The organism is Streptosporangium sp. CA-115845 (assembly GCF_050943795.1).
Lineage (GTDB): Bacteria > Actinomycetota > Actinomycetes > Streptosporangiales > Streptosporangiaceae > Streptosporangium.
In genome coordinates, this window is sequence record NZ_CP191988.1 from 6,543,105 (window position 1) to 6,563,611 (window position 20,507).

General features: G+C 69.9%; 16 protein-coding genes. 5 read left to right on the top strand and 11 right to left on the bottom strand.

Annotated features, from left to right (window positions below):
• Positions 1–7 precede the first annotated feature (7 nt).
• From ACQP0P_RS31540 to ACQP0P_RS31550, 3 genes are read right to left on the bottom strand one after another with little or no spacing between them, the layout of a single operon-like run.
• Positions 8–1,075, bottom strand: coding sequence for an ATP-binding protein (locus ACQP0P_RS31540; RefSeq protein WP_343980120.1), 1,068 nt, complete (start codon positions 1,073–1,075; stop codon positions 8–10).
• Positions 1,072–2,511, bottom strand: a complete 1,440-nt coding sequence (locus ACQP0P_RS31545; protein WP_433361558.1) for a DUF5691 domain-containing protein — start codon at positions 2,509–2,511, stop codon at positions 1,072–1,074. Before ACQP0P_RS31545 ends, ACQP0P_RS31540 begins: the two co-directional genes overlap by 4 nt.
• The gene (locus ACQP0P_RS31550; protein ID WP_433361561.1) at positions 2,508–3,872 is read right to left on the bottom strand and encodes an SWIM zinc finger family protein; all 1,365 of its coding nucleotides are present in this window, start codon (positions 3,870–3,872) and stop codon (positions 2,508–2,510) included. Before ACQP0P_RS31550 ends, ACQP0P_RS31545 begins: the two co-directional genes overlap by 4 nt.
• Before the next feature lie 254 nt (positions 3,873–4,126).
• Between ACQP0P_RS31550 and ACQP0P_RS31555 the strand changes: the two genes are divergently transcribed.
• Both ACQP0P_RS31555 and ACQP0P_RS31560 read left to right on the top strand, forming a co-directional pair.
• Entirely contained in the window at positions 4,127–4,558 is a 432-nt protein-coding gene (locus ACQP0P_RS31555; RefSeq protein ID WP_433361564.1) for a cupin domain-containing protein, read from the top strand.
• A 56-nt stretch (positions 4,559–4,614) separates the two neighbouring features.
• The gene (locus ACQP0P_RS31560) at positions 4,615–6,150 is read left to right on the top strand and encodes an aldehyde dehydrogenase family protein (protein ID WP_433361567.1); all 1,536 of its coding nucleotides are present in this window, start codon (positions 4,615–4,617) and stop codon (positions 6,148–6,150) included.
• A gap of 60 nt (positions 6,151–6,210) precedes the next feature.
• On the opposite strand, the gene ACQP0P_RS31565 is transcribed toward ACQP0P_RS31560, so the two are convergent.
• Positions 6,211–6,687 carry a hypothetical protein gene (locus ACQP0P_RS31565; protein WP_433361569.1) on the bottom strand — a complete coding sequence of 159 codons (477 nt, stop codon included), beginning with the start codon at positions 6,685–6,687 and terminating at the stop codon, positions 6,211–6,213.
• 158 nt (positions 6,688–6,845) lie between these two features.
• On the opposite strand from ACQP0P_RS31565, the gene ACQP0P_RS31570 reads away from it, so the two are divergent.
• Positions 6,846–7,652, top strand: a complete 807-nt coding sequence (locus ACQP0P_RS31570; protein ID WP_433361572.1) for a class I SAM-dependent methyltransferase — start codon at positions 6,846–6,848, stop codon at positions 7,650–7,652.
• A gap of 63 nt (positions 7,653–7,715) precedes the next feature.
• Here the strand turns inward: ACQP0P_RS31570 and ACQP0P_RS31575 are convergent, their stop codons facing one another.
• From ACQP0P_RS31575 to ACQP0P_RS31585, 3 genes are all read right to left on the bottom strand, one after another.
• Positions 7,716–9,545 carry a M14 family zinc carboxypeptidase gene (locus ACQP0P_RS31575; protein ID WP_433361575.1) on the bottom strand — a complete coding sequence of 610 codons (1,830 nt, stop codon included), beginning with the start codon at positions 9,543–9,545 and terminating at the stop codon, positions 7,716–7,718.
• A gap of 119 nt (positions 9,546–9,664) precedes the next feature.
• Positions 9,665–10,072, bottom strand: a complete 408-nt coding sequence (locus ACQP0P_RS31580; RefSeq protein ID WP_326641744.1) for an ATP-binding protein — start codon at positions 10,070–10,072, stop codon at positions 9,665–9,667.
• Positions 10,072–10,797: an RRXRR domain-containing protein gene (locus tag ACQP0P_RS31585; protein WP_433361579.1), complete on the bottom strand. Its 726-nt coding sequence runs from the start codon at positions 10,795–10,797 to the stop codon at positions 10,072–10,074. Before ACQP0P_RS31585 ends, ACQP0P_RS31580 begins: the two co-directional genes overlap by 1 nt.
• 479 nt (positions 10,798–11,276) lie before the next feature.
• Between ACQP0P_RS31585 and ACQP0P_RS31590 the strand changes: the two genes are divergently transcribed.
• A complete protein-coding gene (locus ACQP0P_RS31590; protein WP_433361582.1) occupies positions 11,277–12,101 on the top strand; it encodes a helix-turn-helix domain-containing protein in 825 nt (274 codons plus the stop codon).
• A 33-nt stretch (positions 12,102–12,134) separates the two neighbouring features.
• Complete coding sequence (locus tag ACQP0P_RS31595) at positions 12,135–12,365, top strand: DUF397 domain-containing protein (protein ID WP_433382206.1); 231 nt, start codon at positions 12,135–12,137, stop codon at positions 12,363–12,365.
• 100 nt (positions 12,366–12,465) lie between these two features.
• On the opposite strand, the gene ACQP0P_RS31600 is transcribed toward ACQP0P_RS31595, so the two are convergent.
• The 4 genes from ACQP0P_RS31600 to ACQP0P_RS31615 all read right to left on the bottom strand — a co-directional run bounded on the left by ACQP0P_RS31600 (position 12,466) and on the right by ACQP0P_RS31615 (position 20,472).
• Positions 12,466–15,399: an AAA family ATPase gene (locus ACQP0P_RS31600; protein ID WP_433361585.1), complete on the bottom strand. Its 2,934-nt coding sequence runs from the start codon at positions 15,397–15,399 to the stop codon at positions 12,466–12,468.
• A gap of 14 nt (positions 15,400–15,413) precedes the next feature.
• Entirely contained in the window at positions 15,414–16,070 is a 657-nt protein-coding gene (locus ACQP0P_RS31605; protein ID WP_433361588.1) for a hypothetical protein, read from the bottom strand.
• Between the two features lie 544 nt (positions 16,071–16,614).
• Positions 16,615–19,278, bottom strand: a complete 2,664-nt coding sequence (locus ACQP0P_RS31610; protein WP_433361591.1) for a glycoside hydrolase family 3 N-terminal domain-containing protein — start codon at positions 19,276–19,278, stop codon at positions 16,615–16,617.
• A 441-nt stretch (positions 19,279–19,719) separates the two neighbouring features.
• Positions 19,720–20,472, bottom strand: coding sequence for an SDR family oxidoreductase (locus tag ACQP0P_RS31615; protein ID WP_433361594.1), 753 nt, complete (start codon positions 20,470–20,472; stop codon positions 19,720–19,722).
• Positions 20,473–20,507 lie beyond the last annotated feature (35 nt).

The following is a 20,507-nucleotide window of genomic DNA, read 5'->3' on the forward strand; positions in this document are numbered from 1 at the left end:
CGCCGCCTCAGCCCGCGTCACGGCAGGCCCGGTAGAAGTCGCGCCAGTCCTGGCGCTCGCGCACCACGGTCTCCAGGTACTCGCGCCAGACGACGCGGTCGGAGACCGGATCCTGGATCACCGCGCCGGCGATGCCCGCGGCCACGTCGGAGGGGCGGAGCACCCCGTCGCCGAAGTGCGCGGCCAGCGCGATGCCGTTGGTGAGGACGGAGATGGCCTCGGCGGTGCTGAGCGTGCCGCTGGGGGACTTGACCTTGGTGCGGCCGTCCTCGGTGACACCGGTGCGCAGTTCCCGGAAGACCGTGACGACGCGGCGGATCTCCTCCAGCCCGGTGAGGGTCTCGGGCAGCTCCAGGGAGCGGCCGAGCTGGCCGACCCTGCGGGAGACGATGTCCACCTCCTCCTCGGCGGTGGCGGGCACCGGCAGCACGACCGTGTTGAACCGGCGGCGCAGTGCGCTCGACAGGTCGTTGACGCCGCGGTCACGGTCGTTGGCGGTGGCGATGATGTTGAAACCGCGCTCGGCCTGCACCTCCCGGTTGAGCTCGGGAATCGGCAACGTCTTCTCCGACAGCACGGTGATCAGCGCGTCCTGGACGTCGGAGGGCATCCGGGTCAGCTCCTCCACCCGGGCCAGCCGCCCCTCGGCCATCGCCCGCATCACCGGACTCGGCGTGAGCGCCTCCATGGACGGCCCCTCGGCCAGCAGCCTGGCGTAGTTCCAGCCGTAGCGGATGGCCTCCTCCGCGGTGCCCGCCGTGCCCTGCACGAGGAGTGTGGAGTCACCGCTGATCGCGGCGGCCAGGTGCTCCGAGAGCCAGGTCTTGGCGGTGCCGGGCACGCCGAGCAGCAGCAGCGCGCGGTCGGTGGCGAGTGTCGCCACGGCCACCTCGACGATGCGCCGCGGCCCGATGTACTTGGGGGTGATCTGGTCGCCGTCACCGAGGATGTAGGTGGTCACCGCCCAGGGCGACAGTTTCCAGCCCGGCGGGCGGACCCGGTCGTCGCCCTTGGCCAGGACCGCCAGTTCCTCGGCGTACTGGTCTTCGGCGTGGGCCCGCAGAACCGTTGTCACTGAGTGAGCTCCTTCAACATGTCGTCACGGAAACGCAGGAGGGCTGCGACCTCCTGGATGGACGGCTCCGGTGAGAGCCGCCCGGCCATGTCGTGCAGTGCCGGATCGATGCGCTCACCGGCGAGCTTGGTCAGCTCGCCGAGGTTCCACGGCTGGGTGCCGGACACATCGATGATCTTCTGGAGGACCGCCGTGGCCAGGGCCGGACCCCACGGGGCCGCGGCCCCGCCGAGAACCATGATCAGTTGGCCGTCCAGGCCGTGCCGCCGTACGAAGTCGGCCGCGACGATCTCCTGCCTGTCGCGGGGCAGCGCGGCCAGCAGGTCGGCGATCGGGTCCCAGGCGAAGAGCTCCAGGGCCCACTCCGGGTCCTCCTGGAGAACCGCGGCCCTGACCCAGCCGGCCATGACCTCGCGGTTCCAGTCGACGATCCTCATCCGGACCAGCTCCCCGGGCGACCGGCCGAGCAGCCGGGGCCAGACGCCCAGCGGGGTGCGGGCCACGGCCTGCTGCAGCCACCAGCCCCGCTCGCCCGCCCCCCGGGGCGTCTTCGCCCGGATGCCGTCGCGCTCCATGGCGCTGTCGCAGGTCACCGGCGGGTCGACGTGGATCTCACCGCCGGCGACGGTGAGATATCGGGCGACGCGCTCTGCCATGCGCAGGGCCAGGCGCGATCCGGGGAGCCGGGTGAGCAGGTCGGCCGCCTGGTGGCGGACCTCGCGGCGGCGGTCGTCGAGCGCGGACTCCAGGAACGGCTCGTCCTCAAGCGACAACCCCGTGGTGAGAGCCTCCAGGAACGCCGCCCTGTCGTCGGGGCTCTCCTTCTCCCAGGTGGCGGCGAGCAGTTCCCTGGCCCTCGCCGGATCGGCCGCCCGCAACTCGCCCAGGTGAACGCGACGGTCACCCGAGGTGCCGAACTCCCAGACCTGCGAGGTCGGCCCAGAGTCGGTCGCGGAGTCGGTCGCGGGGCCGGTCACGGCCACTCCCGTGACCTCCTCAAGCAGGAAACCCCACGCCGGGTTCAGCCCCGCCAGCCAGCGCCCCCGGTTACCCGCCAGGACGCCGAGATACGGCCGGATCGACCTGTCCCTGACCGCGTGGTCGAGAAGCTCGGGCAGCAGGTGGGGCGAGAGGCGGTAGCCACGCCCGGCCGCGGTCTCCAGCCACTCGGTGAGCAGTCTCGGCTGCTCACCACCGAGAACGCGGGCAAGCCGGTCGCCCGCGGCGCGTGAGACCTCCGGCTGCTCCTCGGGCGCCGCGAGACTCGGCGGCTCGCCCGGGGCGACCGGCCGCCGCCCCGCGCGCATCCGCAGCGTGTGCACGGCCGCGCGCCCGAGCAGTTCGACCTCGCTCGTCCCCTCCCCGGGCAGCGGGCGCCGGTCGGTCCCGACGAGCGCGGTGGACACCAGCTCCTCCCAGTCGGCGGAGGCGTTCACAGGGCGATCACCCGGCCTTCCTCATCCCAGGTCGTGAGGGGGCACAGGCCCCTCGGGGTCCATTCGGCGGCGACGGTCAGCGGACGGCCGCCCGAAGTGGCGACCAGCCGCCACGGGGTTCCCGCGGACGGGTGGAGCGGCAGCCCCCCGGAGGGCCCGGCCAGGAGTCGCGAACCACTCCCCGCGGGGGTCACCCCCTCCAGCACGAGCGGCCAGGAGTCGAGCCAGGGATCGCCCCCCAGGGCCTCGGCCACCTCGTCCAGTGCCCGCTCGATGCTCTGGCCGGGCGGCGGACCGGCCGGGGCGGCGTCGTGCCGGGCGGCGACCACCGCGCGCAGCGGGGTCGAGCCGGGGTAGAACGCCAGGTCGGCGTCCATGGTCGTGCCGGTGACGAGCGAGGCGTCGAGAGCCTGTCCGACCGGTGCGAACGAGAGCACCAGTGCCGCCCTGCCCGTCTGGCGCCCGCGCAGCCAGACCCGGCGCGCGATCAGCCGGTCGTGCTCCTCGTCGCGCCGTCCCAGCACGTCCCACAGGTCGCGGACGACCTCCCCCGCGAGTGCCTCCTCCTTCGTCACCGAGAAACCGACCCGGTCGCGCACCCTTTCCAGGAGCCCCGCGGGCGCGACCTCCGGCACGCCCCCCGGGCCGTCACCGGTCCCTTCGTCGGTCCCGTCGCCGTCCGGAGTCGCGAGGTTGCGGTGGGCCACGCAGAGCAGGTGCAGCAGCGCGTACTCGCTGAGCAGGCGGGCGGGCCAGTCATCGCCGTCCAGCACGGCGGGCAGGCGCGACAGCGAGCCCGCGACGGCGGGCGCCTGGGCGTCGATCAGGCGCTTGACCAGGTCGTCCCAGTGGTCGTGGCGCCGTGACCCGGCGAGGCCCTGCCTGACCTGGTCGGCGAGCCAGCGCTCCAGATCCGCCAGGCCGGCACTCACGCGCTGTTCGCGCAGCGCGGCCCGGCGACCGTCGGCGGGAGCCGCCTCGGCGGACCTGGCCGCGCGGGTCGCGCCGGCCTCCGCCGCCCTGGCCGCGCGGTCGCGCCGCCCGTCGAGCCACTCACCCACCCAGTCGGCGACCTCCTCCGCGGCGGGGACACCGTCGGCCGACCACAGGAGCAGCAGGCCGAGAGCGTGCTTGCACGGGAACTTCCTGCTGGGGCAGGTGCATCGGTAGGCGGGCTCGGACAGGTCGACGCAGGCCCGGTAGGGCTTGGAGCCGCTGCCCGCGCACTCACCCCACACCGCGTCGGCGGTGACTCCGGTCCCCGACCACTTTCTGGGGGAGGAAATTGTCCCGGCCGCTTTCTGGGACGAGGCGTCGGGCGCGAGCGCCAGCACCTGATCCCGGTTCCACCGTTCGATCACGGACCGAACCTAGCCAACCCCTCCGACAAATCCGGACCACTCACCCCGCAGGACGATCTCCGTCATCCCGGTGACTCCCGCACCGATCGGCAGCCCTCGTCGCGCCCGGTACCCACGTACCCTCGCCCGCCCGCCCCGCCGGCCGTCCAGACGGCTTCCGCCGCGGGGACGCCCGCACCGTCCGGCACCCCCACGTCGGCAATACGGCGGTGCGCACGGTCCGTCCGAGGAGCGGGGTCCCTAGAATCGGTGCGGTGACGACCCCTTCCCGTCCTCCGCTCGCCGAGACCCTGGACCTGCTGCCGCACCCCGAGGGTGGCTGGTTCCGCGAGACCTGGAGAACCTCCGTCGACCTCACCCCGCCCGGGTACACCGGAGCGCGGGCCACCGCGACGGGGATCTACTTCCTGCTGGGACCCGGTGAGGAGTCGCGCCCGCACGTGGTCGCCTCCGACGAGGTGTGGCTCTGGCACCGGGGCGGCCCGCTGACCCTGACCCTCGGCGGCCACGAGGGCCAGCCCGCCCACTTCGTGACCCTGGGTCCGCTGGTGGAGGAGGGCCAGGTCCCGCAGGCGGTGGTGCCCGGCGGCACCTGGCAGGCCGCCCGCCCCGCCGGCGACGAGGCCGTGCTGGTGAGCTGTGTCGTGTCCCCGGGGTTCGACTTCGCCGACTTCCGGCTGATGTGACGGCCTCGCCCTTCGCGGGGAGAATGCGGTCACAGGTCCATACCGGGAGGTCGAAGGTGACCAGCGAGATCGTCTCCGTCATCGGCGGAAAAGAAGCGTCCAACGGCACCGCCTACGAGTCGGTCAACCCGGCTCGCCTGAACGAGGTGGTCGCGCGGGTCCGGCTGGCGGACGCGAGCACGTTCTCCGCCGCGTGCCGCACGGCCACCGCGGCCCAGCGGGAGTGGTCTCGGGTTCCCGCGCCCGTCCGGGGGCGGGTGATCGCCTCGATCGGGCGGCTGGTGGAGGCCAACGCCGAGGAACTGGCCCGCCTGGTCACCCGCGAGATCGGCAAGCCGTACGCCGAGGCGCTGGGCGAGGTACGCGAGATCGTCGACACCTGTGACTTCTTCCTCGGCGAGGGCAGGCGGCTGTACGGGCAGACGGTTCCCTCGGAGATGCCGGACAAGAACCTGTTCACCTTCCGGGTCCCCGTGGGAGTGGCCGCGGTGATCACGGCGGGAAACTTCCCGGTCGCGGTGCCGTCCTGGTACCTGGTCCCGGCGCTGCTGTGCGGCAACGCGGTGGTGTGGAAGCCCGCCGAGTACGCGGCGGCCTCCGCGCACGCGCTCTACCGGCTGTTCACGGCGGCCGGGCTGCCCGACGGCGTGCTGAACCTGGTCCTCGCCGACGGCGCCACCACGTTCGAGGGCCTGGAGTCGGCGCTGGCCGAGGGCACGGTGCACAAGGTCGGGTTCACCGGATCCACCGCGGTGGGCCGCGCCGTCGGCGAGCTGTGCGGGCGCCACCTGCAGTCCCCCTGCCTGGAGCTGGGCGGCAAGAACCCGATGGTGGTCATGCCGGACGCCGACCTGGACCTGGCCGTGGAGGGCGCGCTGTTCGCGGGCTTCGGCACCGCCGGGCAGCGTTGCACGTCACTCGGCACGGTGATCGTGCACGAGAGCGTCCACGAGGAGTTCCTCCGCCGGTACGCGCGCGCCGTGGCGGAGGCGGCGATCGGCGACCCCGCAGGGGACGTGCTCTGCGGCCCGCTGCTGGAGGAGAGGTTCGCCTCGCGCTACGAGGAGTACCTGGGCTGGATCCAGCCGCACCACACCGTCGTCTCCGGTCCCACCGGCCGCATCACCCCGGACAACCCACGCGCCGGCTTCACCGGGGAGGGCGGCCTCTACTACCACCCGGTGGTCGTGGACGGCGTCCGCCCCGGCGACCGGCTCTTCCTTGAGGAGACCTTCGGCCCCATCGTCGGTGTGACCCCCTTCGGCACGCTGGAGGAGGCCGTCGAGTTGGCCAACCTTCCCGGCTACGGGCTCTCCTCCTCCATCTACACCACCGACCCGAAGTCGGCGTTCCACTTCCGCGCCGGTATCGGCGCGGGCATGGTGAGCGTCAACAACTCCACCTCCGGCGCGGAGGCTCATCTGCCCTTCGGCGGCAACGGCAGATCCGGCAACGGCAGCCGCCAGTCGGGGATGTGGGTTCTCGACCAGTTCACCCGCTGGCAGGCGATGAACTGGGACTACTCGGGCAGGCTGCAGAAGGCCCAGATGGACGTCGCCGAAATCGTCCCCGACCTGGATTTCCGCCTCTGACACCCGGTGACCGTCCGGCCCCCGCCCCACGGCGGGGTCCGGCGGTCCGTGGCGGCGGGTTCAGTGGCGGGGCAGCACGTGTTCGAAGAGCTCGAAGCTGGTGAAGAGCAGGAACGCGATCGCGATGAGGGAGCACAGCAGGACCGGCTGCGACACGCGGCGGCGCGGCCGGGGCTTGGCGGGCGAGGCACCGGCTCCCACCGCGGGGATCGTCGTCAGACCGGGGTCCAGAGCCGGGACGGAGCCGGGGGTGGAAACGGCAGGGGGCGGGGTGCCCTCCCGGAGATGCGCACCCGCCGGGAGGACGCGGACACCGTCACAGCCGCAGGCGGGACAGCTCAGCCCCGACCAGGGTGGCTGGACCATGACGCCCGACCTCAGCCAGAGCACGACGTCGTGTCCGTGTCCGTCGGTCAGGTGGCGGACGAGGTACTCCTCCTGCCAGAGGTGCCCGCAGCGCGTGCACCCCAGTGGCCAGGTCTCGTGAGCGCTGAACTCCTCGTGCACGAGGATCACCCCCATTGTGTCAGCGAACATCCCATCTGAGTGTGGGCGCCCTCCCTCGTTACAGCAAGCGATGAAAAGGTGCGCAATCCGTTACGACCACACAATGAGACCACATAATGAGATGATTCTTCTTGAAATATGAGATTCCTGCTACGGTCGGGATCGGCGGACAGAAGGAGGGGTCTCCCATGACAGGCAAGGGCGCCGTCTACACGCACGGACACCACGAGTCGGTGCTCAGGTCCCACCGGTGGCGCACCGCGGAGAACTCGGCGGCCCATCTCCTGCCGTACCTGAGAGCGGGCATGACGCTGCTGGACGTGGGCTGCGGGCCCGGCACCATCACCGCCGACCTGGCGGAGCGTGTCGCGCCCGGCACGGTCACCGCGGCCGAGACCAGCGAGGAGGCGCTCGGACTGGCCCGCGCGGAGGTGGAGCGGCGCGGGCGCTCCGGCGTCGAGTTCTCCGTGGCGGACGTGCACGAGCTGTGCTTTCCCGACGACACCTTCGACGTCGTCCACGCCCACCAGGTGCTCCAGCACGTCGGCGATCCCGTGCTGGCGCTGCGCGAGATGCGGCGGGTCTGCAGGCCGGGCGGGATCGTCGCGGTACGCGACAGTGACTACACCGCGTTCACCTGGTTTCCCGAGATGCCCGAACTGGACGAGTGGCTGGACCTCTACCTGAGATTGGCGAGGGCCAACGGCGGCGAGCCCGACGCGGGGCGGCGGCTGCTTTCCTGGGCGCACGCGGCGGGGTTCACCGACGTCTCGGCCACCTCCTCGACCTGGTGCTTCGCCACACCCGAGGACCGTGTCTGGTGGGGTGGCATGTGGGCCGAGCGGATCCTGAAGTCCGACATGGCCCGCCAGGCCCTCGCCTCGGGCAGCACCGAGGAGGACCTGCGCCGCCTCTCGGAGGGCTGGCGCGCCTGGGCGGCGGAGCGGGACGGCTGGCTGTCGCTGCTCCACGGCGAGTTGATCTGCCGCGCCTGACCGGCATCGAGCCTGCCGGTGAAGGGCTCGGGGCGCCCTTTCGCGAAGGCGCCCCGAGGGAGGTCAGGGTTGCTGAGTGATCTTGACGTTGTCGATGCCGGCCTCCACCAGGGAGGCACCCGAGGCGTCGGCGGCCTCGACCAGGATGCGGACCGTCTGGCCCGCGAAGGCGGAGAGGTTGGCCGTGGCGACCGCCCAGGCGCCGTTGCGGTTGGCGGCCGCGCCGAGCTGCTGGAACACCTGGGTGGTGGTGGAGCCGACGACCTTCACCCGCAGGAAGTCGGCGGTGGAGGAGTTGGAACCGTGCGCCAGATACCACGACAGCGACAGGTTCAGCGTCCCGGTCGACGGCAGGGTGATGGCCGGTGACTGAATGCTGGTGACTCCTCCGTCGATGTCGTGGTCGCCCGCCGCGGTGCCCGCGAGCCTGCCGGTGACCAGGTCGTTGGTGCCGCTGACCGTGGTGCCGAGCTGCTTGGCGCCGCTGGAGGTGGTGGCCTGCGGGACGCCGCGCTCCCACTGGCCCAAGGTGGCGGTGTCGGTGCCCGAGGGGTTGGTCGTCCAGCCGGCCGCCGTCTCGAACTCGTCGGAGTAGACGGTCACCGGCGGGACGCCGGTGCCGCAGTACTGCGTCTCCTTGCCGACGATGCGGTAGACGCAGTCGGAGTACTCCAGGAAGCGGAGCACGGCTTCGCGGTTGCGGGTGGTCTGCGGGACGATCTGCTCGTCGGGGGGGTAGAAGCCCGGCGAGGAGCCGGTCGGGTACATCTCGAAGGTGTAGCTGAAGATCTTGTAGACGCCCCACATCCAGTCGTCGATCGAACCGTCGGTGATGTAGAGGTCACTGGCCTGCTGGGGGGTGTAGTTGTTGGTGGCGGCCATGTTCTGGCCCAGGGTCGCGTGGGCGTCGCGGTCGTCCTGGGTCAGGCCGGGGCCGGTGTCGTTGTAGGTGTAGCCGTACGGCCACAGGATCAGCTCGCCGTAGGTGTGCCAGTCGATGTGCGACTTGATCTGCTGCACGCCGCCGACGACCCGGCTGCGCACCCAGTTGGCCACCGCCCTGACCTCGGGAGCCGACTCGGCCGCGGAACCCCGGTAGGTGTCGCTGGAGGTGGAGCCGGAGGAGCCGCCGCAGCAGCCCCACTGGTGGCCCCAGTTGCGGTTGAGGTCGGTGCCCACGTACGACGAGCCGGAGTTGGGCTGCCGGTTCTTGCGCCAGGAGCGGTAGGAGCCGGTGGCGATGTCGTACTCGCCACCGTCGGGGTTGAGGTCCGGCATGATCCAGATCTCGCGGGTGTTGACCAGGTCGGCGATGCGGCTGTCGGTGCCGTAGCCGTCGGTGAACAGGTTGAGCAGGTAGAGCGCCATCTCGACGGTCATGTGCTCGCGAGCGTGCTGATGGTGCGTGAACAGCACCTCGGGCTCGTTCTCGTCCGTGTTGACGTTGTCGCTGATCTTGACGGCGATCAGGTCGCGTCCCTCGTACGAGGTGCCATAGCTGATCTTGCGGGCGATCGTCGGGTGGTCGGCGACGATCTGGTTCACCGCGGCGGTCATCTCGGCGTAGTTGTGGTAGCCGGAGTCGGCCGAGGGGAAGTCCAGGCGCTGTTCGGCCCCGGTCGGGGATAAGGACCTGGGAATCCTCGTGACGGTGTGGCCGAGTTTCCTGATCTCGGCGACCTCGGCCTCGCTGGCGGTGACCACGACCGAGTCGGCATCGACCTGATCGATCGCGGCACCGGTGGCCGCGATCGCGCTTCGCTGCTGGGAGGTGCTCGGCCCCTGGACCTTGTACTGGCTGTTCGGTTGTGGCTCGGCCGAGGCGCCCACCCCATTCACACCAAGACATAACAGCGCCAAAGCGGCGAACACCACGATCAGACGGCGTCTCACCTGCGTCCTCCTCAGGCACGCACTCTAGGGATTTGTCGCGTGCCTCCACCGAGAGTCAGGCAGGGAGGTTGATTAGCAAAGGCCCAAATTTTAGGAGCCGCACACCCTTCGTCCCGAGATCAGAAGACGACCTCGAACCAGAGCGTCCTGGCGCCCTCGGGAGCGTCGTCCTGGATGCCCCAGTTGTCGGCGAGCAGGTCCACCAGGAACATGCCTCGCCCGCCCTCCGCCTCGGGGTCGTTGCGCACGTGCGGCATCGACGCGCCGGACCCGGCGTCACAGACCTCGACCAGCACCGCGGCCGATCCCACCGCCACGGTCATCGCGACCTCCCCGCCCCCTCCGGAACCCGAATGGAGCACGGAGTTGGTCACCACCTCGCTCACCAGGAGAATGACGTCGTCGGACGCGGGGTGTCCCTCACCCAGCAGCTCCCTGACCCGGCTTCGCGCCATCGACACCGACTCCGGAACCCCCTTGAGGGTCACCGTGGATCGAGGTGAGACGGCCTGCCGTCCGGTCGTCATCAGATACCTCCAGCGTGGAGACCCCCGCCTTCAGGCGGGGAAGAAAACGCGGCACGGTGCCGCGTTTCCGGGTGGGTGGTGTAGCCGTAGCCATCGGCTCGCTGGAGCAGGCGGACGTGGCGGTGGCCAATGCTCTGCACGAGGCCGTGCCGGGTGGTGATGTTGAAACTGCCGGTGCTGCGGATCGCGACGCGGCCGAGGTGGACCCCGGCCTTCTTGCCGCTCGGTACGACGGCGCGGACCAGATCGCCGGTGGCGAACCCCTTGACCCGCTTGGTCCGGGGTAGCCGCAGCCGGGGAAAGCCGTAGCGGTCGGTGCGGGTGCGGGCGTAGCTGCCGCGCCCGGTCGCCTTGACCACCAGGACCGCCGAGGGCCAGGCGGTGACGCCTCCCAGGTGGCCGACGTGCAGCGCGTCCAACGTGTGCGACTTGGCGGCGCCGGTACGGGAACGGTTCCATTTCGTTCGGCCACCGGAGGCGGTGGACACGGGCAGGCCGGTGTGCTTGCTGCCAGGGTCGATGCCGACCCGCACGCCTTCGATGGCCGAGGTCGCCGCATCGCGATCTTTGAGACGAATGACGAACGGGGTGTGGCGGTGAACCACCGCCCGCCCGGCCGCCAGCAGACGGCGGGCGCGGGCGGGGTGGCAGGGGTCGAGCGGGTGGCCGCGGGCGTCCAGGACGAACACGGCCGGGTGAACCTCACGGTTCGCTCCCTCGGACACCGAAGCGCCCTCGGGGTGACGCCGAGCGGACCGGGTGCCGGTCCGCTCGATCTCCCCTCGCCCAGGTCGAACACCAGATACCGCCGCCGGGCGGTGTCCGTGAGCCGTTTCGTGCCCACCCTCGGGCGTGTCTGCTCCCACGGATTCGAGAGCTTGGAGCTGAGGAAGCACCCCAAGGTCGGTCTGCGCTCTTGTGTTCAACGTAGCCATCTGGATCACACCTCCAGTTCGTGATGGCCAGGGCTGGTCAACGCGGGGCTTCGAAGCGCATCACCGCGCCTCAAGCCCCCTCCTGATTAGGAGAGGGTTGTTGATTCCATGCACATCGCCGTCTGAGATGGCACACTCACTCACGGTGAACTGTTCTATCAAGGACTGCAATACCTCATGTTGAGATTCCACAGATTTGCTATCAAAGGACGGAGGGAGGTAGATGCGTGGCTTCTCGACGCAGCCCCACGGCCCGTCATCGCCGCCTGATGGCTGAACTGAACCGTCTGCGAAAGGACAGCGGGCTGACACGGGTGGAGGTGGCCGAGCGGATCGGCTCCACCGACACCACCGTCTGGAGATACGAGACGGGCCTGACCCGTCCCCGCCCCTCGGACGTGTCGGCCCTCACCGATGTGTACGGCGTGACCGGGGAGGCACGTGACTCCCTGATCCAGATGGCCGTGGAGGCCCGGCGGCGAGGCTGGTGGCACCCCCACCGCCAAGCCCTCAAACCGGGCTTCGACTCCTACATCGGGCTGGAGGCGGAGGCGTCGCTCGTGCGCTCGTACGAGCCGCTCGTCGTTCCCGGCCTGATGCAGACCGAACCGTACGCACGCGCGGTGATCGAGGCGACCTCCATTGTCCAGACCCCCTCCCAGGTCGAGGAGACGGTCTCCGTACGCATCTCGCGCCAGCGGTTGCTACACGGACCCGGTGACCCGATCCACCTCGTCGCGGTGCTCGACGAAGCAGTGATCCGGCGTCAGATCGGCGGGCGCGACGTCATGTCGGAGCAGTTGGAACATCTCGTCCACCTCGGCGCGCTGCCCAACGTGGAGATCCGGGTCGCCCCGTTCTCCGCGGGGGCGCATGCGGCGATGGACGGCAAGTTCTGCCTGCTCAGCTTCCCCGAGCCCGAGGTTCCCGACCTGCTCTATCTGGAGCAGGCCTCGAGCGGGCTCGTGCCGGACGACCCGGAGCAGGTCAGCCGATACGCCTCCATGTTCGAGAGCCTCTGCGAGATGGCACTCGACCAGGAGGAGTCGGCGGCCTTCATCGCCCAGATGGCGAGAAGGTTTTCCTCCCCCTAGCCGTAGAAGGAAGACAAAGTGCGAGGGTCCACGATGGATCTGTCCGACGCCGAGTGGCGTAAGAGCGGTCGCAGCACCAACGGAGGCGACTGCGTGGAGGTGGCGGTCGTCCCCGGTGATCCGGCCGTCGCCCGACACAAGGCCGACGCCGATCGGCTTTACCTCGTCCGCGACTCCAAGGATCCGGGCGGCCCGGCTCTGGCGTTCACCCCGAGCGAGTGGGACGCCTTCGTCGGCGGCGTGAAGGACGGCGAGTTCGACTGACGGGCCTCCGGGGGAACCGGCTCACCGGCTCCCCCGGAACCTCCCGGCCGCACAGCCCGCCCGCGGCCTCGGCCCGGCGGGCTGTGCGTGTTCGGAGCCGTCAGCGCGGGGGCCGCTCATCGGTGCCCTTGTAGCCGAGGACCCGCATGGCGACCTCGGGGTCCATCGCCGCGGCGAGCAACTGTGCCCGTTCCACGGCGCTGTCACGCTGGGCCTCGGCCCTGGCCCTGGCGGCCTGCGATCCCCGGGTGACCGCGGCGACGATGCCCGCTCCCACGATCGCGGCCAGTACGGCGACGAGCACCACCGGGAGCGTGCCGGACTCCGGCGAGCCCGCCTCGCCCATCACGACACTCCCGCCATTGAGCGTGTACACACCCAGCAGGGTGAAGGCCGCCAGCGCCACCAGGCTGGCCACGACCAGGAGCACCATCCTCAGCCGCCCGCCCCGCGGCGCGGGAACGCCGGACGGCGGAGGCTGCGGCAACGGCACGGGCGGTGACGGTGACAGCCGGGGCACCGGACCGCCGTCACCCCACGGCACGAAGTCCGGCTCGGCCGCGACCGCCGGGGCCGGCCCGGCCGACATCGTGGCGCCGCGGCCGTTGCCCGTCACCACCGCTCCCTGCACGACCGCTCCCTGCACCACCGCGACGGCGGGTTCGAGCCTGAGCAGGGCCGCCGGGACGGGCAGGGTGCGCGACACGTGGCTGTGCTCGCGATGCGCCCGCGCCGCCTCCAGGTGATACTCCTCGATCTCGGCGTAGAAGTCGTCCGAGAGATAGACCGAGCCGTCGACCAGCGGCCCCGGCCTCCGCTCCAGGATCGCGACCACGTCGTCACCGTTGAGCGTCTTGTGCGTCTCCAGCGCGTGGGCCAGGCACAGGACGTCTCTCCGGTGCTCCCGCAGCAGTTCCTCGGTCCGGTCCAGCAGGCGCACCAGGTTGAACTCGATGCGCTCGCCCAGCACGTCGGGGGCGAGCGGCTGCCCGCCGCCCGGCACCTTGGTGAAGCCGATCCCCCCGCCGCCGGGCTTGGGCATCGACTTGCCGCCCATGATCTCCAGCTCCTGCAGCGCGGGCACCGAGGTCACCCCGCGGCCCATGCCCCAGTGCGCCTCCATCAGCGCGGTGAGGTACGTCGCGGAGAACAGGTCACCCGAGACGCCGGAGGAGTTGTCCTCGCCGAAGAACATCCGCTCCCCCGCCAGGGAGGCGAGCGAGACCATGATGTCGGCCTCGTGCTCGGACTTCCAGCGGGTGAACTGGTCCTCGGGCTTGATGCTCGCGACCATGCCGAGATAGTCGGCGCCCTTCTCTATCGTGGCGATGTCGATCTCGAGGTGGTAGCGGGTGCGGTAGGCCGCCACGGCGTGGCAGGCCTCGTGCACCGCGACCGCGTGCCGCTCGCGCTCGATGTACTCCACGTCCTCGGGCGGCCCGAGTTGCTTGAGCCGTTTGGCCCTGGTCACGTCCGACCAGGTGATGACCTCCCGGCCGTCGCGGATCGCGGTGATCAGCGACTCGTTCACCAGGTCCTTGATCGTGGCACCGGTGGCGTAGGGCGTGATCGTCGCCAGCTTGTCCAGCTGCTCGTCGGTCAGCTCGTGGTCGACCTTGTCGAAGTAGCCCCGGTAGGTACGGACCCGGCCCGCCTTCGAGGGGTAGCCCACCTTGTAGATGCGGTCGATGCGGCCCGGCCGCAGCAGCGCCTCGTCCAGCGAGTTGGGCATGTTGGTGGCCATCATGACCAGGATCCGGTACTTCGGCGGCGGCTTGGGCCGCATGCCGAAGAGCCTTCGCACATGCCGGTTGACGATGCCCCGGGGCTTCTTCAGGCCCGACAGCTCGGTGAGCAGCGCCTGCAGCGTGCCCGGGTCGCCGCCCCCGCCGCCCATGCCGCCCATCATGAAGCGGCTGCGGCCGGTGTCCGGTTCCTTTTGCTCCGCCGCGCCCTTGCGGGTCAGCAAGCAGCGGGTGTCCTCGCTGAGGTAGCCGAATCCGTGGCACCCGGCGGCGTGCGGGGAGAATCCGGGGCCGCCCCTGGGCCCCTGCTGCGCCAGCGAGCCACGCCGTCCGAGGGAGTCGGCCTCGTCGAAGAAGACGATCACGCCCCCGTACCGCAGCGAGAGCTTGCGAAGCTTCCTGAACAGCGACTTCACCTTCAGGATGCCGATGCCCATGAACATGTTGACGAACGCGCCGGGGTCGACGAACACGTACGGCTTGCCGGTCTCCCCGGCCACGGCCTCGGCCATCAGGGTCTTGCCGGTGCCCGGCGGGCCCCACAGCAGCAGGCCGCTGGGCACGTAGCCACCGCGCTCCTCGATCGCGTCCGGCCGCTCCAGGAAGACGATGTTCTCCTTGACCCGCTCGACGACGTGGTCCTGGCCCCAGACGTCGGTGAAGCGGGTCTTGATGTCGTCGGGGAAGTAGGTCTCCACGCCGCCCCGCGACAGCAGCCAGAACAGGCCGATGAACTGGAAGGCGATGAAGAAGAACGCGAAGGCGAGCTGCGCCATGTACGGCAGCGCCTGCCAGAGCAGCGCGGGCGCCTGGAACAACGCGAGCGCGGGAGAGGTGTCCAGCACCTCGCCGAGGATGAGTGCGAGCACCGCGATCCAGAACAGCCACTTGATGGCACGTGCCATCCTGAAGCGATTCCAGTCGGAGAAGCGGCGGTGGGTCCAGCGCTCGAAGCCGCCGAACACACCGCGCGTCCAGAATCGGTTGTATCCGGCGGAGCGCTCGCTGACGAAGAAGTGGAGCTGGCGCAGGAACTCGGCGCCCAGGAACCAGAAGATCCACGGCGCCGCGAGAGCGGTGGTGATCATTGCATCCTGGAACGTCATGATGCCCTCGAATGAGGCCATCTCACTCCATACCAGGATGAAGTAAATGATCGTCAGGATGAGGAGGAATTTGATCCGATCCCAGAACGGCATCTTCTTACGCTTGTCGGGATGCGGGTCCGTCGGACCCGAGCCGGGGGCCCGTAGTCCTTCGAAGGTGGGGGGCTGCGGAGGTGACTTCATGTACGGGCTTCTCCTCACCCGGTGAGTCGTTTGACCTTGAAGGATTGCGCGATCCTGTCGAACTCCCCGGCGCGCTTCCGGTAGCAGGCGGCCGAGCAGCGGATCAGCAGGGTGGAGATCTGCTTGCCGTCCGGGGCCAGATAGGAGGTGAGGTCGAAGGTCTCCGTCCCGGCGCCCTCGATCGCGTAGTTGAACCGCACGTGCACCCCGCGCAGGCCGTCTCCGGGCTGGAGCACCTCGTCGGCGAGAAGCTCGAAGTCCTTCAGCGGGTAGCCGGGGATCTCCGCGTACTCCTTGCGCATCGTCTCGGTGACGGGCAGGACGGAGTTGCGCATGCTGTTCAGGGAGAGCGCGTCCTGCTCCTCGGGGAGGAGCTTGGCGATCCGGGCGAAGACGAATGGTTCGTCCTCGGTGCCGTAGCCGAGCAGGTGATCTGGAGACGGCTTGCTGTGGGCGTCGTAGGCGGTCGACCAGATGAGCTGTTTGCGCAGTTGCGCGGTGGCCGATTCGAGGTCGGCTCCGATGGTCGCCTTGTCCAGCGCCGTCTGGTCGACCTTCTGCCAGGCCGCCGGAACCTTGAAGTATGTCTGCCCGTCGTCGTGGCGGACGTAGGTGAACTCCGCACGTGCACATCCCGTGAGCCCGCCGGCCATGGCGGAAACAACCGCCATGGAAACCAAGGCGAACCCGGCCCTCGATCTTCTCACCAGGGCTGTACCTCCGCTTTACGGGTTAACGAGGTGGTTGTGCCCGTTTTTTAAGCGCCTCCCCCCTGTCTCGACTCATTCGTCTTGGGAATCTTGACCAAATCTTTCCGGGAACCCGGCTTCACTTGTTACACAGTGCCGCCGTTGGATTCAAGACATCATTGAACCCTCGGCTTCCGTCATGCGATAGAGGACGGGCGCGGTTCTCAAGCCGTGGACCACCGGACAGCGGTGCGGCCAGGTCGGGCCAGGTCGGCGAGCCGATCGTGCTGGTGTAGAACAATGATCGCCGTCACCTCAATGCCACGATGCGGACCACGATTGTGCGAGACGCGGTGAAACGTCCTGTCAGTTCGGCGTAGTTCCCAATTCGTGAGACTCGCCCTGCCCTCCGGTACTCACACCTGGTGTTCTCCAGGAAGCACAGAGGCCGGAGGGGGACGCCCCTCCGGCCTCAGCTGATCGTGACTTCCGGGCTCATAGCCTGCCCGGCAACCTTGTCCGGTCTTTAGGTCAGGTCCTCACACTTCTTGGCGTCGGGGTCGTTGGCCGCCTTCGGCACCCAGCGGACGTTGGCGAACGAGGCGGAGAAGGCTCCGTCGGTGTAGACGAGGAACGGGGTGTTGACCACCTCAAGGTCGAGGCCCCCCGCGGCGAAGCAGGCGATGGGAATCTTGACCGTCGCCTTGCTCCCGGCCGGGAGTCCCTGGAAGAGGGAGGTCGCCACCACCTCGGAGAAGCACGGATAGACACAGTGCACGCTGAGCACGGTCCTGGCGGCCGGGGCCTGGTGGACGATCGTGTCGAAGACCAGAGCCGCCTCGGAGTTGAGATAGCCCCGAAGATCGGAGCCGCCCGCCGGGTCCTGCAGGTAGATCTGGGCCGGGCCCGTGCCGCTCCAGGTCGCCTTCAGACCGTCCTGCTGCACGTTGACGTCTGACTGCACCACGGAGATCTCGGCGTGCGACGCCTGGCCGTCGGCACCGATCTCGGTGCCGCCCCAGTTCTCCGCCGAACCGATGAAGCTCTTGTAGGGCGCGATGTCGGTCCGGTTGAAGATCTCCAGATCCTCGCTCGCCTCACCGCCGCCGCCCTGCCCGCCACAGCCGAACTCGGGCGCGGTCTCGTCGAGCGTGCCGACCGCCCCCGTCTGGCCGTCGCGCAGGCCGTAGCCGAGCGGGAAGAGCGGGTCGTAGCCCTCGGTGCCCGCGTTGAGCGGCGTCTGGCAGGCGCTCTTGGGCCAGGAGTAGGGCAGCTTTCCGGTGAAACCGTCGCGGTACCTGCCCCGGACGAGCACGTCGGCGACGCCGCCGCCCTCGGTACCCGGCAGCCACGCGGCGACGAAGGCGTCGGAGCGGTTGAGCTCCTTGTTGACCCAGAGCGGCCGGCCACTGACATAGACGGTGACGACGGGCGCACCCTTGCCGCTGACCCGCTCCAGCACGGCGAGGTCGGCGGGGTAGATCTTGGCGGCCTCCAGCGAGCGCCGCGCGAGATCCCCGACGCCCTCGGCATACGGCGTCTCGCCGATCACCGCGATGACCGCGTCGTACGCTGAGGGATCGACGCCCTCGCCGGTCTCGTTGAAGGTGACGTTGGCCGCGCCGAGCGCCTCGCGCAGGCCGCCGAGGATCGTCGTGCCCACTGGGAAGTCGGCGTTGACGTTACCGGTGCCCTGCCAGGTGAGGGTCCAGCCGCCGGTCTGGTTCTGCAGGCTGTCGGCGCTCTTGCCGACCACGAGGACCTTGGAGTTCGCGGCCAGCGGCAGGACCTTGCCGTTGTTCTTGAGCAGGACCTGCGACTTGCGCGCCGCCTCCCTGGCGAGCTTCCTCGCCTGCAGCGCGTCGGTGGAACCGGCGAAGGCGCGCTTGGAGGGCTTCGGCCCGTCGAGCACGTTGGTGCGCAGCTTCACGCGCAGGATGCGGGTCACCGCGTCGTCGATGCGCGCCATCGGGATCTCACCGCTCTGGACCTGGGCGATCGTGTTGGCGATGAACGCCTTCCAGTCGTTGGGCACCATGACCACGTCGATGCCCGCGTTGATCGCCTGCGGGCAGCTCGCGTTGGTGCACCCGGCGACCTGGCCGATGCCGTTCCAGTCGGAGACGACGATGCCGTCGAAGCCGATCTTCTGCTTGAGGATGTCGGTGAGGGCTCGCTTGCTGCCGTGCAGCTTGCCCTCGTTGATACCGAGGTCGGCGTTGGTCCAGCTGTTGAACGACGCCATCACGCTCTGGGCGCCGGCCGCGAGCGCGCTGTAGTAGCCCTGGCCGTGCACGTTGATCATCTCGGCCTCGGACGAGGGGTTGACGCCCTGGTCCACACCCTTGACGGTGCCGCCGTCACCGATGAAGTGCTTCGCGGTGGCGATGACGCCGTCGGAGCCGATACCGCGCGGATGCCTGCCCTGCAGTCCCTTGACCGCCTCGTAGCCGTACGCGCGGGTGATCCGGGGGTCCTCCGAGAAGCCCTCGTAGGTACGGCCCCACCGGTCGTCGAGGGGCACGGCGAGGGTGGGCGCGAACGCCCAGTCCTGGCCGGTCGCGCGGATCTGCCTGGCGGTCGCCGCCCCGATGTCACGCACCAGGCACGGGTCCTGCGCGGCGCCCAGGCCGATGTTGTGCGGGAAGACCGTCGCGCCGTAGACGTTGTTGTTTCCGTGGACGGCGTCGATGCCCCAGATGACGGGGATCTTCGTCCGGGTGGAGACGGAGGCATTCCAGTAGGCGTCGGCGAGGTCGAGCCAGGCCTTCGGCGCGGCGTGCTTGTCACGGTTGGGCCACGCGCCGCCGCCGTTGAGCACCGAGCCGATGAAGTACTGCTTGACCTCGTCGGGAGTGATCGCGGTGATCTCCGGCTGGGTCATCTGGCCGACCTTCTCGGCGAGCGTCATGCCCGCGAGGATCTTCGCCACCCGCTTCTCGTCCGACCGGTTCTGCCCGATGGCGCTGTCGACCTTGGGCCACTCGGCGAGGGTGGGCAGCTTCTTCTCGATGCGGGCGCAGCCGCGGGCGTCCAGGGCCGGTTTGCCGATCACCGGTTGCCGGCCGCCCGTCGCGGTCTCGGCGCCCGCGCTCGGGATCCCGGCGACACCGGCCGCCAGGACTGTGAGGCTCGCCAGCACCGCGAGCCGGCTTCGGTTGGCGCCCTGCCGGGCGAAGGGTCTGATCATCGAAGGTCCGTTCTCCAGGCACAGCGACGGTCGTGGCGGCCCCCGAGTCCGCACTTCGCAGATCCTGACGCTGTGACGCTGCCGAGTCAATAGTTTCGCGAGAGCGCTCTCTCGATTGAACACCTGTTCGATACCTGACCTACGGCTCGCAAACCCCGCCCACCAGGCCGTTCACAACGCGATACAGCCACATCGCCCCTGGCCGGACGGCCCAAACTCCACCCTTCTGAGAGCGCTCTCAAGATTTGGCCGGGCATTGTCCGAGCCGGGCGGGCCGGCGACTCGTCAGGACACGGGCCGATGGCCGACGCCCTCGCGACGGCTCGGACAGGGGGCGCCGGGGGCGGCCGGGGGGACACGTGAACCGCGGGCCGGGAACGAGTGCCGGCCGGAAGCGGGATCGACGTGACCTGGGGACGGGACGGCGGTGACCCGTGGGTCTCAGGACATGGTGTTGCCGCCGTTGACCGCCAGGCGCTGGCCGGTGATGAAACGGCCGCCGGGCGAGGCCAGGAAGGCGATCGCGTCGGCCACCTCGGCGGGCACCCCCATCCGGCCCAGCGGCAGGCCCGCGCGGTACTCCTCGACGTCCATTCCCTCGTGGCGCTCCACCGGTATCCAGCCGGGCTCGACGGTGTTGACGGTGATGCCGTACCGCCCGAGTTCGTTGGCCCAGGAACGGGTCAGGCCGTGCATCGCCGCCTTGGCCGCGACATAGTGCCCCATCTCCACGTTGCCCAGATCGACGACCTCGCTGCCCACGTTGACGATCCGGCCCGAGCCGGCCTCGCGCATCGCGGGCAGCACGGCCCGCAGGATCAGCAGCGGCGCCTTGACGAAGAACCGGAGCTGGTCGAGGTGATGCTCCCAGGTCTGCTCGGCGAGGGGAACCAGCGGCTGGGGGCCGGTCGCGTTGTTGACCACGACCTCGACCGGCCCCGCCTGCTCGGTCACCTCCGCGATCCCCCGGCGTACCGACTCCTCGTCCGTCACGTCGAAGCGGGCCACGCACGCCCGGCCCCCGGCCGCGGAGATACGCTCGGCGACGGCCGTGGCACCCGCGGTGTCGTGGGCGTAGTTGACGGCGACGGTCCAGCCGTCCTCGGCGAGCCGCGCGGCGATGGCGGCACCGAGCCCCCGCGAGGCCCCGGTGACAAGCACGCATCCCATCCGCTTCCCCTTTCCTGATTCCACGGCTCTCCTGCCACGAGTGAAATCGCTCCCATTGT

What these genes read in the sequence shown, in the direction of transcription:
- ACQP0P_RS31570 (WP_433361572.1), top strand. Translation starts at nt 6,846, where the DNA reads ATGACAGGCAAGGGCGCCGTCTACACGCACGGACACCACGAGTCGGTG.
- ACQP0P_RS31565 (WP_433361569.1), bottom strand. Translation starts at nt 6,687, where the DNA reads ATGTTCGCTGACACAATGGGGGTGATCCTCGTGCACGAGGAGTTCAGC.
- ACQP0P_RS31580 (WP_326641744.1), bottom strand. Translation starts at nt 10,072, where the DNA reads ATGACGACCGGACGGCAGGCCGTCTCACCTCGATCCACGGTGACCCTC.
- ACQP0P_RS31600 (WP_433361585.1), bottom strand. Translation starts at nt 15,399, where the DNA reads ATGAAGTCACCTCCGCAGCCCCCCACCTTCGAAGGACTACGGGCCCCC.
- ACQP0P_RS31610 (WP_433361591.1), bottom strand. Translation starts at nt 19,278, where the DNA reads ATGATCAGACCCTTCGCCCGGCAGGGCGCCAACCGAAGCCGGCTCGCG.
- ACQP0P_RS31605 (WP_433361588.1), bottom strand. Translation starts at nt 16,070, where the DNA reads ATGGCGGTTGTTTCCGCCATGGCCGGCGGGCTCACGGGATGTGCACGT.
- ACQP0P_RS31590 (WP_433361582.1), top strand. Translation starts at nt 11,277, where the DNA reads ATGGCTGAACTGAACCGTCTGCGAAAGGACAGCGGGCTGACACGGGTG.
- ACQP0P_RS31595 (WP_433382206.1), top strand. Translation starts at nt 12,135, where the DNA reads ATGGATCTGTCCGACGCCGAGTGGCGTAAGAGCGGTCGCAGCACCAAC.